Genomic DNA, 13021 nt, shown 5'->3' on the forward strand with positions numbered 1-13021 from the left:
GATGAAACACTCCGTCCAAACTATAATAGACGAGGTGTTTTTTTATGAAAATAAAACGGAGAATTACAATTGTTTTAATTTGTTTTATGGGCATTATGTTTTTATTGCTTTGTCGTTTAATTCAAATTCAAATTATAGATACAGAATCATTTACTGATCGCAAAATAAATTTAATTGAAAAAAGTGTTACGCAACGTACGCAATCCATTGCAGTAGACGATGGACGTGGGCAGTTTATAGATCGTAGTGGTAAAGAAATAGGTGAGGAAAAGTATCCTGTTTTAATTGTTTTTCCATTTTTACAAATAAAAAATGACATGTTAGAGAAAATCGCGCATATCATTGGTGTGTCGAGACAAGAGATCAGAAGACAAATGAAAAATAAAAAAAATGCATTTATACTGCAAGGGGAAACTGCTCCATTTCGAGTGACAAGAGAGCAGATGGAGAAGGTGAATCAATTACATGTATTAGGTATTGTAGCAGCTGAAGTGCGATTAAAACAAACTGGGGAGATAAATCATTTAATTGGTGATGTAGGGGAGAACGAAAGAGAATTTCAAAAGCGATATGGAGAAGTGAAAAAAATTTCAAAACAAACGCCGATAGGTATTTCAGGATTACAGCAATCATTTGATGAATTTTTATTGACTGATGGAGAGGCAAAAGTATTGTATCAAGTAGATCGGCAAGGAGAACCGATTTTCGGAAAGCAAGCGAAATATACTTCACCAGGAAATCCATTTTACCCCGTTAGGATTCAAACTACTTTACATAAAGGGTTGCAGCAAAAAGCAGAAGAAGTGATTGAAGCAAATGAAATAAAGAAGGGGGGATTAGTATTACTTGATGTAAAGACAAATGAAATATTAGCGATGGTCAGTAAGCCGTCTTTACAAGTAAGAGATAAGAATTTATATAAGACTACACTTGAAAATCAAATGTTAACGCCGCACTTTCCAGGCTCTGTTTTTAAAACAGTAGTTGCAGCTGCAGTCATTGATCAAAAAGTAAATTTGTTTAATCGGACATTTAATTGTAATAAAGATTTATATGGTGAAAACGACCCACAAGTTATGATGGGTACACTTAACTTCAAAGAGAGCTTTGCTAGGAGCTGTAACAGGACATTTTCTGAGTTAGGTAACGAGCTATTACAAAAGGATAGGACGGTGCTAGAAACATACGTAGCAGCTTTAGGAGCAAATGAAAAGGTCGGATGGAAAGGTTCTGTATTTCATACACCTCATTTCGAGCAAATGCCAGAAGAAAAAGGCTCTACTATTTGGGGGAATGAAGAAAATAAAAATAGTAAAAAAGCGGTAGAGCAAACAGCGATTGGACAGAAAGATGTACGTATATCACCTCTAGCAATTGCTAATATGATGGCGACGATTGCGAGGAATGGAGAAAAAATGGAAGTGAAAGCTGTTGAAAAAATAGTATATAAAAATGGAGCGGATTTTTTTACATTTGAGAACCATACGTTACATGGAAAACAGCTTTCGTATGAAACAGTGAAAACATTACAAGAGTTATTAAGAGGCGTTGTAACAAGGGAGAAAGGAACAGGAACGGCATTCCGCTCGTTGCCGCTCAGTGTCGCTGGAAAATCCGGGACAGCGCAAACAGGGAAAGGGACGAGGGTGAATCGCTGGTTTGCAGGTTATTTTCCGTATGAGAATCCAAGATATGCTTTAGTTGTTGTTGATCTAGAGACTGATAACAAAGTGAATAAAGTCACACCTATTTTTAAAGATATGGTAGGAGCAATCTATCAATTGGAGAATGAAAAGTAATCTTGCAATTTATAGTGAATTGTTTTCATTTCATGAAAATATCAGTGTAAATGTTCAACCTTTCTAGATTTAATGTTACAATAGCAATTAGGAAAAACTGCATGGAGGTTTGGAGAATGGCAGGAGGATCAAGATTCCAACAGAAACAACAAAAACGTCGTCAAAACGGTGTTTTAAATATTGCAATCGCTATTGTATTACTATTAGTAGCTATTGTAGCATATCAATTGTTCGTTCCTAGTACGAAAGAGCAAGCATCTTCTACTGATAAGAAAGTCTCTCAACAAACAACAAAGAATGAGAAAGCTGGAAAATCAGAAGATAAAGAATCTGCTAAGAAAAAAGAAAAAGAGCAAGCAGAAGCTAAGCAAAAAGCTGAAGAAGAGAAGTTAAAGGCTGAGGAAGAAAAGAAAAAAGCTGAAGAAGAAGCGAAAGCTAACGAGAAAGTATCGGCTGAAAAAACTGTATCCAAGGCAAAAGAGGCTTATACAAAACCTTCTTGGAAAGCTGTAGGAACAGAGCAAGGTTCATCACCAGCGATGACGTTTAAACAGGGGTCATCAGATTGGAATGAGATGCAAAGTGCAATTGCTGCAGGTATTGAAGTACCGAAGGAGCAATTAGTATTCCATTTTGTTGGAAGAGACAAAACTGGAAAGAGTAAAGCTTATGGTGACGTTCAAGATAAGCAAAGTGGAAAAAGATATTACGTAAATATTGATTGGGTAGACAATGAGGGCTGGAAACCAGTACTTGTTCAAACTCTAAACTAAAAAAGAGAAGCTCCTTAGGAGCTTCTCTTTTTTAGTTAACGCAATTTCTTTAATTTAAAATGAACAATCGCGCTATAATACGGTCTTTTGCTTTCAGGATCCATAACCATTTGATGTGAGATGTGATGAACTTCAAGCATAAGTGCTTTATTATTATCGATTTGTTCACTAATTTTTCGTTCTAAAGAAGCTAAGTCTCCCGCTTCAAAAAATTCTACTTTATCTTCTAACATTTCAAAGGTAAATGACATGAAGACGGCCCCTCTCCTATGTAATCAACTATAGTGTAACAAAGAAAAGAAGGAAATACCATGTACATTTCAATTGACATTTTTAGAAAGAGGGAATATCATACTGATAAAACCGATAAGAAAAAGGGGAATTTTTATGGGCACAGAATTTAATGGTTTATTTGATGAGTGGGCTCATACGTACGACTCATTCGTACAAGGCGAAGATATACAATATAAAGAAGTTTTCGCCCATTATGAGGATATTCTAGAGGATGTAGTTAACAAGTCATTTGGTAATGTATTAGAATTTGGTGTCGGTACAGGTAATTTAACAAATAAATTATTACTTGCTGGCCGCACAGTTTACGGTATAGAACCGTCGCGTGAAATGCGTATGATTGCAAAAGAGAAATTGCCAAAAGAATTTTCGATTACAGAAGGTGATTTTCTTTCGTTTGAAGTCCCAAATTCAATTGATACCATTGTAAGCACCTATGCATTTCATCATTTAACAGATGATGAAAAAAATGTAGCGGTTGCGAAGTATAGTCAATTGCTAAACAAAGGTGGTAAAATAGTGTTTGCTGATACGATATTTGCAGATCAAGATGCATATGATAAAACTGTTGAAACAGCAAAACAAAGAGGTTTTCACCAGTTAGCAAACGATTTGCAAACGGAATACTATACACGCATTCCAGTTATGCAGACTATTTTTGAAAACAATGGCTTCCATGTAACGTTTACGAGATTAAATCATTTCGTTTGGGTAATGGAGGCAACTAAGCAATAGAAAGAGGGATTAGATTGAGAATTGCTGTAATTGGAGCAATGGAAGAAGAAGTACGTATTTTACGTGACAAATTAGAACAAGCAGAGACAGAAACGGTTGCAGGTTGTGAATTTACGAAAGGACTATTAGCAGGACATGAAGTAATCTTGTTAAAGTCTGGTATTGGTAAAGTAAACGCAGCGATGTCAACGACAATTTTATTAGAAAAATATAAGCCTGAAAAAGTAATTAATACTGGTTCAGCTGGTGGATTCCATCATTCTCTAAACGTTGGTGATGTAGTTATTTCCACTGAAGTTCGTCACCATGACGTAGATGTAACAGCATTTAACTATGAATATGGTCAAGTACCAGGAATGCCGCCTGGATTTAAAGCTGATGAGGCGTTAGTTGCATTAGCTGAGAAATGTATGCAAACTGAAGAAAATATTCAAGTTGTAAAAGGCATGATTGCAACAGGCGATTCATTTATGAGTGATCCGAACCGCGTTGCAGCCATCCGTGATAAATTTGAAAATCTTTATGCGGTAGAAATGGAAGCAGCAGCTGTCGCACAAGTATGCCACCAATATGAAGTTCCGTTTGTTATCATTCGCGCACTTTCTGATATTGCTGGTAAAGAATCAAATGTTTCATTTGATCAGTTTTTAGATCAAGCAGCTCTTCATTCTACAAACTTTATCGTAAAAGTGTTAGAAGAGTTAAAGTAATGTAACAAAAAGGCAACTGTCTCATATAAAGAAAATACATACAGTTGCCTTTTCTTTATTGGCAAACAAGGGGGAGAACACGATGAATGTATATCGTGGAGTTCATGAGTTAATTGGTCATACACCAATTGTAGAAATTACTCGTTTTTCACTTCCGAAAGGGGTCCGCTTATTTGCAAAGCTTGAATTTTATAACCCAGGCGGAAGCGTTAAGGATCGTTTAGGAAGAGAATTAATCGAAGATGCGCTAGAAAAAGGGCTTGTTACCCAAGGTGGAACAATTATTGAACCGACTGCTGGGAATACTGGTATTGGACTGGCACTTGCAGCATTAGAACATGATTTACGTGTTATCGTTTGTGTACCAGAGAAATTTAGTATTGAAAAACAAGAATTGATGAAAGCACTAGGTGCAACGGTCGTGCATACACCGACTGAGCAAGGAATGACCGGTGCAATTGCAAAAGCAAAAGAATTAGTAAATGAAATACCGAATTCATACTCTCCAAGTCAGTTTGCGAATGAAGCAAACCCGCGTGCTTATTTCAAAACACTAGGTCCTGAACTTTGGGATGCACTGAATGGAGAGATTAACATATTTGTTGCTGGAGCAGGAACTGGCGGTACGTTTATGGGGACTGCATCTTATTTGAAAGAAAAAAATATAGATATTAAAACAGTTATCGTAGAGCCAGAAGGATCTATTTTAAATGGTGGTAAGGCTGGTTCACATGAGACCGAAGGAATTGGACTGGAATTTATCCCGCCATTTTTGAAGACATCTTATTTTGATGAAATTCATACGATTTCTGATCGGAATGCATTTTTACGAGTGAAAGAATTAGCGCAAAAAGAAGGACTTCTCGTTGGGAGCTCTTCAGGAGCAGCATTTCATGCGAGCTTACTTGAGGCAGAGAAGGCAGCACCAGGTACAAATATTGTAACCATTTTTCCTGATAGCAGTGAGCGCTATTTAAGTAAAGACATATACAAAGGATGGGAATAAAAAATGAGAGCAAAGACAAAGTTAATTCATGGTATTCGCATAGGAGAACCTTCAACTGGATCTGTAAACGTACCGATCTATCAAACAAGTACGTACAAACAAGAAGCGGTTGGTAAGCATCAAGGATATGAATATTCACGTACAGGCAACCCAACACGTGCAGCTTTAGAAGAAATGATTGCCGTATTAGAAAATGGTCATGCTGGATTTGCATTCGGTTCTGGAATGGCTGCTATTACAGCGACAATTATGTTGTTCTCAAAAGGTGACCACGTTATTTTAACAGATGATGTTTATGGTGGAACGTATCGTGTTATTACGAAAGTATTAAACCGCTTCGGTATTGAACATACATTTGTAGACACAACAAACTTAGAGGAAGTTGTAGAAGCAATTCGTCCAAATACGAAAGCGATCTATGTGGAAACACCAACGAACCCATTACTAAAAATTACTGATATTAAGAAAATATCTACTCTTGCTAAAGAGAAAGATTTATTAACAATTATTGATAATACATTCATGACGCCATATTGGCAGTCGCCGATTTCTTTAGGAGCAGACATTGTACTTCATAGTGCAACGAAATATTTAGGAGGTCATAGTGACGTAGTTGCAGGTCTAGTAGTGGTAAATAGCCCACAACTAGCAGAAGACCTTCACTTTGTACAAAACTCAACAGGAGGTATTCTTGGACCACAAGATAGCTTCTTACTACTTCGCGGTTTAAAAACATTAGGAATTCGTATGGAAGAACATGAAACGAATTCACGCGCTATTGCTGAATTCTTAAATAATCATCCAAAAGTAAATAAAGTATATTACCCAGGTCTTGAATCACATCAAAACCACGAATTAGCAACAGAACAAGCAAATGGATTTGGTGCTATTATTTCGTTTGATGTAGATAGTGAGGAAACATTAAATAAAGTACTTGAGAAACTGCAATACTTTACACTTGCTGAAAGCTTAGGAGCAGTAGAAAGTTTAATTTCTATCCCATCTCAAATGACACATGCATCAATCCCAGCAGATCGCCGTAAAGAATTAGGAATTACAGATACATTAATTCGTATTTCTGTCGGTATTGAAGATGGTGAAGATTTAATTGAAGATTTAGCACAAGCGCTAGCGTAATAAAAAATGCACTGCTAATGTGGAGCAGTGCATTTTTTATTATGTTAATTTGTGAAATATTTCACAAATTAGACATACACAAATGAAATGATTTCATGTATATTGAATTCATGAAATGTTATTCACGAGTAAACTTGTGAAATGTTTCACAAACAATGGGATTCATGTAGGACGGTAACTCTATTTTTTTTCGCTAATCGGGACTTATTATGACCTATAGGGACTTATAAAGACCGTGATAACAGAATAGGAGGAAATTTACATGGTAGTCAAAGAGAAAGTTGTAAATGAAATGCAAGAGGTAAAAGAGATGATTGATACGTTAGTAAATAACGGTCAACAAGCTTTACAAGCATTAGAAAGTTTTACACAAGAGCAGATTGACAACATTGTTCATGAAATGGCATTAGCAGGTGTTGATCAACATATGCCACTTGCAAAATTGGCTGTTGAAGAAACAGGCCGTGGTGTCTATGAAGACAAATGCATTAAAAATATTTTTGCCACTGAATATATTTGGCATAGTATAAAGCAAGATAAAACGGTAGGAATTATTCACGAAGATCCTCATGAAGAAATAATAGAAATTGCAGAACCTGTCGGTGTAGTAGCTGGGGTAACACCAGTAACGAATCCAACGTCGACAACAATGTTTAAAGCGTTGATTGCGATAAAAACGAGAAATCCAATTATTTTCGCATTTCATCCTTCTGCACAAAATTGTTCGGTGGCAGCAGCGAAAACCGTATATGATGCAGCAATGAAAGCTGGTGCACCAAAACATTGTATTCAATGGATTGAAAGACCGTCTGTCGAAGCGACGAAACAATTAATGAACCATGAGGGTGTGGCACTCGTTCTAGCAACTGGAGGCGCTGGTATGGTGAAATCAGCTTACTCTACTGGAAAACCAGCGCTAGGTGTAGGTCCTGGTAATGTACCGTGTTATATAGAAAAATCAGCACATGTAAAACGAGCTGTTAATGATTTAATTTTATCGAAAACATTTGATAACGGTATGATTTGTGCATCGGAACAAGCAATCATTGTCGATAAAGAAATCTATGATGATGTTAAAACAGAAATGATCGAAAACAATTGTTACTTTGTAACAGAAGAAGAAAGAAAAAAATTAGAAAAGCTCGTTATAAATGAAAATACATGTGCAGTAAATAGTGATATTGTAGGAAAATCAGCACAGTATATTGCCGAATTAGTTGGGATTACTGTTCCTGAACATACAAAAATGCTTGTAGCTGAAATTCAAGGTATCGGAGCAGCATACCCGTTATCTCGTGAGAAACTGAGCCCAGTATTAGCCTGTGTGAAGGCGAATTCATTAGAAAAAGGATTTACATATTGCGAAGAAATGTTGAACCTCGGTGGTTTAGGACATTCAGCAGTTATTCATTCTACAAATAAAGAAGTGCAAAAGCAATTTGGATTACGTATGAAAGCTTGCCGTCTCATTGTAAATGCACCTTCATCACAAGGTGGAATAGGGGATATATATAACGGATTTATTCCATCACTTACACTTGGTTGTGGTTCTTACGGAAAAAATTCAGTTTCCCAAAATGTAACAGCGACTCATTTATTAAATATAAAAAGGCTGGCAAATAGAAAAAAGAATATGCAGTGGTTCAAATTGCCACCAAAAATTTATTTTGAAAAACATGCTACAGCGTATTTAGCAAATATGCCTAACATTTCACGTGCATTTATTGTAACGGATCCTGGAATGGTTGAACATGGCTATGTGGATACAGTCACGCACTATTTAAACAAGCATGCAAATGATGTGAAAATTGAAGTTTTCTTTGAGGTCGAACAAGATCCATCAGATGAAACTGTCTTTAAAGGTGCGGAAATGATGAGAAGCTTTAAGCCAGATGTAATTATCGCACTTGGTGGTGGTTCAGCTATGGATGCAGCAAAAGGAATGTGGTTATTCTATGAGCATCCAGAAACGACATTCTATGGCATTAAACAGAAGTTTTTAGATATAAGAAAACGTACATGTAAATATCCGGAATTAGGAAATAAGGCGCAGTTTGTTGCGATTCCAACAACATCAGGAACAGGATCAGAAGTGACACCATTTGCGGTTATTACAGATAAGAAAAATAATATAAAGTATCCGCTCGCAGATTATGAATTAACACCAGATGTAGCAATTGTTGATCCGCAATTTGTAATGACAGTACCACCACATGTAACAGCAGATACTGGTATGGATGTTTTAACACATGCAATTGAGGCGTATGTGTCTGTTATGGCAAATGACTATACAGATGGATTAGCATTAAAAGCTATTGATCTCGTATTCAAATATTTACCGAGAGCATATAAAGATGGAAATGATGAAGAAGCACGGGAAAAAATGCATAACGCTTCTGCAATTGCAGGGATGGCATTTGCAAATGCTTTTCTAGGTATTAATCACAGCTTAGCACATAAAATTGGTCCAGAATTCCATATTCCGCACGGACGTGCAAATGCAATTCTTATGCCGCATGTAGTCCGCTATAATGCTATTAAGCCAAGAAAACACGCATTGTTCCCAAAATATGAGCACTTTGTAGCAGATGAACGCTATGCACATATTGCGAGAATGCTCGGGCTTCCAGCAAGCTCAGTAGCAGAAGGTGTGGAATCACTCGTCAAAGCAATTATTGAGCTTGGAAAAAGCTTAAATATTAATATGAGTATTGCCGGACAAGGGGTAGATAAAGAGCAATTTGAAGAGGTTGTTGGAGTATTAGCAGAAAGAGCTTTTGAAGATCAATGTACAACTGCTAATCCAAAGTTACCGCTTATTTCAGAGCTGAAAGAAATTTATATGGAAGCATATAAAGGTGAATAATGATTAAAAAAGAGCCGCAGTAAAGCGGCTCTTTTTTTGTTGGAAAACATCTCCCAGAATGGCTGTATTTACTGGTCTTTCAGTTTCATAGAATATGATAAAGTGAAATGGAGGAGTGAGAATATAATGAAAGAATTACAAGGGAAAATAGAAGATTATACTAGGTTCGGACAAATTCTTCTCGCTGTAAGTACATTGTTAATGGTTGGCTTGTTGATTCCGGATGGAGCAAAAGAGACAATCCAATTTTTTGTTATGATGGGGAGCATCGTTATATTTTTAAGTTTATCGTTCTTTTTCTTTCAGCGTGTGAAAGTGATGCGTGACCAGTTAGAGGAAAATGAATGTGAATAATATTGTTAACTAGAGCACGGCGAAAAGAAAGAATCTTTTTGTCGCGCTTTTTGTTTTTTGTAGAAAAATGTATGCGTTTCATGTTGACAATGATAATCCTTATCAATTAAAGTAGAATAGTAGTTAATGATTATCATTATCAATTAGAGGTGAAGGAATGAAAAAATCTATTACGCTATTTACAGCGTTTTTATCTATTTTTTTCTTGTTAATAGGTTGCAGTGCCAAAGAGGACGAAAAAGCGTCTGCAACCAAAATAGAAAAAGGAAAAGAAAAAATCGAAATTACCGACCTGTCAGGGAGAAAGGTAACATTCGATAAAGTACCAGAAAGTTTTGCAACATTAAGTATGGGAGACATGGATATTATTCATGCTTTAGGTGGAAAAGTAGTAGGTCGTCCGGATACGAAATTAACTCTTCCAGAGGAGTTAAAGAAAGCAAAAGTAATCGGGAATGCACATCAACCGAACTTTGAGCAAATTGCTAGTTTAAAGCCCGATGTACTTGTTGCTAACAATGGATTCCAAAAGAATGTGCCAACGGTTGAAGGACAGGGAACGAAAGTAATCATTTCTTCTGCGAATTCTGTACAAGATATTCAAAAGAATATTGAATTATATGGAACGGTAATGAAGAAAGAAGATAAAGCAAAAGAACTTAATCAAAAAATCAATGATCAAATGAAGAAATATGAGAAAAAGAGCGATGTGAAAGCATTGCTAGTGTATGGCACACCAGGTACTTATTTAGCGGCATTACCAACATCTTTATCAGGTGATGTTTTAGAAAAAACAGGCGGGAAAAATATTGCTTCTGATTTTCCAGAAACGAAAGAATATCCGCAATATGCACAGCTAAGTGTAGAACGTATTATTGAGGCGAATCCAGATGTCATTTATTTAATTACACACGGAGATCCAAAAAGTGTGAAAAAAGCATTCGAAGGCGAAATGATGAAAAATGAAGCGTGGAAAAATTTAGATGCAGTAAAACAAAACCGCGTAGTTATTTTGCCACCTGATTTATTTGGATCTAATCCTGGGACAAAAGTTACAGAAGCAATGGACTTTATGTATAAAAGTATACAAGATGTAAGGAAATGATACGTATGGAAAGTAGTGAGGTAGTAAGAGAAAAGGAACATCCTTTTGCGAAAAAAAGATGGATAATAGCAGTTACTTTAGTTGTATTAACAATTCTAGGCCTCTTTTACGGACTTTTCGCAGGAAGTTTATCTTTTTCTGTACGAGACATTCTAACAGGTATACAAGATGAAGGTTCGACAGTTCATCGAATTGTATGGGATCTTCGCATACCGAGAGTTCTCGTTGGGTTTATAGTAGGAACATGTTTAGCTGCATCTGGTACACTGCTGCAAGGGGTTATGAGAAACCCTCTTGCAGATCCTGGTATTATCGGGGTTTCATCTGGGGCAGGCCTTGTAGCAATTGTCATCATGATTTTATTCCCACAGCATCTAGCTTTTTTACCACTAGGGGCGTTTTTAGGAGCTTTCATAACAGCGATGGTTATTTATGCTTTATCATGGCAAAAAGGGGCACCACCTTCAAGAATCGTCTTAGTAGGAGTGTCAATCAATGCATTAATTGGTGCAGCAACGTCAGCTTTAATGTTATTACATAGTGACAAAGTACAATCCGTGTTACCGTGGCTAGCGGGCGGCATTGGTGGTGTAAGTTGGGCACATTTAAACATGATTATTTATTATGCAATATTCGCCATTATATTAGCTTTCTTTGGTATTAAGCATATTCGAGTGTTAATGCTTGGAGATGAAATGGCAAAACTATTAGGACATAATGTGGAAAAAAGTCGGTTTTATTTAATCGTAGTAAGTACATTATTAGCTGGAATTGCGGTAAGTGTGTCTGGTCTTATTGGATTTGTCGGTCTTGTCGTACCACATATGCTACGTTTATTAGTTGGAAATGATTATAGATATTTGCTACCTTTATCATGCCTTGGCGGCGGGGTATTACTTGTTTTTGCGGATGCAATAGCTCGAAGTTGGTTTGACCCAATCGAATTGCCTGTTGGTATTTTACTGTCCTTCTTAGGTGGTCCTTTCTTCTTATATTTAATTCATAGAGGAGGAAAACAACGTGATTTCCGTTAACAAAGTGTTTTATGCACACTCTGAAAGATTTCAAATGCAAAATATGAATGTACATATTAAGGCTGGAGAAATCGTTAGTTTAATTGGTCCGAATGGATCGGGAAAATCTACTTTGCTTCGTTTAATAGCAAGGCTACTGAAACAAAGCGAAGGGGACATCATTTTAGATGGGAAAAATATTCATATGATGAAGAGTGCTGATGTAGCGAAGCAATTAGCGATGTTACCACAAATGCATGATCATCAATTAGATTTGACAGTGAAAGAACTAATTGAGTTTGGAAGAGGTCCACATAAATCATGGAGTAGCCGCTTAAATAAAGAAGATGAAGAAATTGTTGATTGGGCATTGTCTGTTACAAATCTTGAAGGGTATGAATATCGTCTTTTACATTCTTTATCAGGAGGGGAACGGCAACGTGCTTGGATTGCGATGACGCTAGCGCAACGTACAAATGTCTTATTATTGGATGAACCAACAACCTTTTTAGATATCGTTCACCAGTTGGAAGTAATGGAACTTGTGAAACGATTAAATGAGGAGTTTGGAATGACAATTATAATGGTTTTACATGACATTAACCAAGCTGCTCAATATAGCGATCGTTTACTCGTATTAAAGCGAGGAAAGATTCAGTATGATGGTATACCAGAAGAAGTACTATGCCATGAAATGTTTCAACATGTATTTGGCATAGATGTAGATATTTTTCAAGGAAATGACAAACCGTTTTTTACACCGAAACGAATTTCTAGAAGGGGAGAAGAGCGATGCAAACAGAAGAGCGTATTACCACTGAATTAGTAAGAGAATTTGTTATGGCAGCTCACGGGGATTTAGAGAAAGTACAAGAGCTATTGGTTGAATCACCAAGCTTACTTCACGCCTCTTATAATTGGGGTGGATCAGATTGGGAAAGTGCGTTAGGCGCATCGGCACATGTAGGTCGTAAAGATATTGTTCTTTATTTACTAGAAAAGGGTGCTCGGATGGATATTTTTGCAGCAGCTATGCTTGGTGAATTAGAAGTTGTACAAGCTATTTTAGTAGCTCAACCAGAAGCATTGCGTGCATCTGGCCCTCATGGTATTTCTCTTCTTCAACATGCACGAATGGGTGGAGAGAAATCTAAGCGTGTATATGATTATTTAGCAATACTATCTTAATGAACGAAGGAAGTTCTTATGTGCGGTAAACTTTTCACTTGAAA

At 36.7% G+C, this 13021-nt stretch carries 13 protein-coding genes; 12 read left to right on the plus strand and 1 reads right to left on the minus strand.

The genetic code is table 11. The annotated features are described in order from the left end of the window. The first annotated feature begins 44 nt into the window (after positions 1-44). Both BM089_RS11725 and BM089_RS11730 read left to right on the plus strand, forming a co-directional pair. Complete coding sequence (locus BM089_RS11725) at positions 45-1799, plus strand: peptidoglycan D,D-transpeptidase FtsI family protein (RefSeq protein WP_071729611.1); 1755 nt, start codon at positions 45-47, stop codon at positions 1797-1799. Between the two features lie 116 nt (positions 1800-1915). Next, entirely contained in the window at positions 1916-2572 is a 657-nt protein-coding gene (locus tag BM089_RS11730; RefSeq protein ID WP_000897097.1) for a YrrS family protein, read from the plus strand. Between the two features lie 35 nt (positions 2573-2607). Here the strand turns inward: BM089_RS11730 and BM089_RS11735 are convergent, their stop codons facing one another. Next, positions 2608-2823 (minus strand): YrzA family protein, encoded by a 216-nt coding sequence (locus BM089_RS11735; RefSeq protein WP_090977026.1) that lies wholly within the window; start codon positions 2821-2823, stop codon positions 2608-2610. Between the two features lie 136 nt (positions 2824-2959). Here BM089_RS11735 and BM089_RS11740 point away from each other — a divergent pair, with 136 nt between their 5' ends. The 10 genes from BM089_RS11740 (at position 2960) to BM089_RS11790 (ending at position 12977) form a co-directional block, all read left to right on the plus strand. After that, entirely contained in the window at positions 2960-3598 is a 639-nt protein-coding gene (locus tag BM089_RS11740) for a class I SAM-dependent DNA methyltransferase (RefSeq protein WP_000536323.1), read from the plus strand. 14 nt (positions 3599-3612) lie between these two features. Continuing rightward, on the plus strand, positions 3613-4308 hold the full coding sequence (gene mtnN / locus BM089_RS11745) for a 5'-methylthioadenosine/S-adenosylhomocysteine nucleosidase (RefSeq protein WP_001217027.1): 696 nt from the start codon (positions 3613-3615) through the stop codon (positions 4306-4308). An 82-nt stretch (positions 4309-4390) separates the two neighbouring features. Beyond that, entirely contained in the window at positions 4391-5314 is a 924-nt protein-coding gene (locus tag BM089_RS11750; protein ID WP_001103877.1) for an O-acetylserine dependent cystathionine beta-synthase, read from the plus strand. Positions 5315-5317: 3 nt separating this feature from the next. Further along, positions 5318-6451 carry a bifunctional cystathionine gamma-lyase/homocysteine desulfhydrase gene (locus BM089_RS11755; protein WP_001201921.1) on the plus strand — a complete coding sequence of 378 codons (1134 nt, stop codon included), beginning with the start codon at positions 5318-5320 and terminating at the stop codon, positions 6449-6451. 262 nt (positions 6452-6713) lie between these two features. Continuing rightward, complete coding sequence (gene adhE / locus BM089_RS11760; protein ID WP_090977028.1) at positions 6714-9317, plus strand: bifunctional acetaldehyde-CoA/alcohol dehydrogenase; 2604 nt, start codon at positions 6714-6716, stop codon at positions 9315-9317. A 126-nt stretch (positions 9318-9443) separates the two neighbouring features. After that, positions 9444-9671 (plus strand): YrhC family protein, encoded by a 228-nt coding sequence (locus BM089_RS11765; RefSeq protein WP_000661454.1) that lies wholly within the window; start codon positions 9444-9446, stop codon positions 9669-9671. Between the two features lie 157 nt (positions 9672-9828). After that, positions 9829-10776: an ABC transporter substrate-binding protein gene (locus BM089_RS11775; RefSeq protein WP_090977031.1), complete on the plus strand. Its 948-nt coding sequence runs from the start codon at positions 9829-9831 to the stop codon at positions 10774-10776. 5 nt (positions 10777-10781) lie between these two features. Further along, positions 10782-11810: a FecCD family ABC transporter permease gene (locus BM089_RS11780; protein WP_002082127.1), complete on the plus strand. Its 1029-nt coding sequence runs from the start codon at positions 10782-10784 to the stop codon at positions 11808-11810. After that, complete coding sequence (locus tag BM089_RS11785) at positions 11797-12615, plus strand: ABC transporter ATP-binding protein (protein WP_000626528.1); 819 nt, start codon at positions 11797-11799, stop codon at positions 12613-12615. Before BM089_RS11780 ends, BM089_RS11785 begins: the two co-directional genes overlap by 14 nt. After that, positions 12582-12977 (plus strand): ankyrin repeat domain-containing protein, encoded by a 396-nt coding sequence (locus tag BM089_RS11790; protein WP_001192767.1) that lies wholly within the window; start codon positions 12582-12584, stop codon positions 12975-12977. The genes BM089_RS11785 and BM089_RS11790 overlap by 34 nt, the downstream gene beginning before the upstream one ends. The last annotated feature ends 44 nt before the right edge of the window (positions 12978-13021 follow it).

Source organism: Bacillus sp. 5mfcol3.1 (assembly GCF_900114335.1).
Classification (GTDB): domain Bacteria; phylum Bacillota; class Bacilli; order Bacillales; family Bacillaceae_G; genus Bacillus_A; species Bacillus_A thuringiensis_S.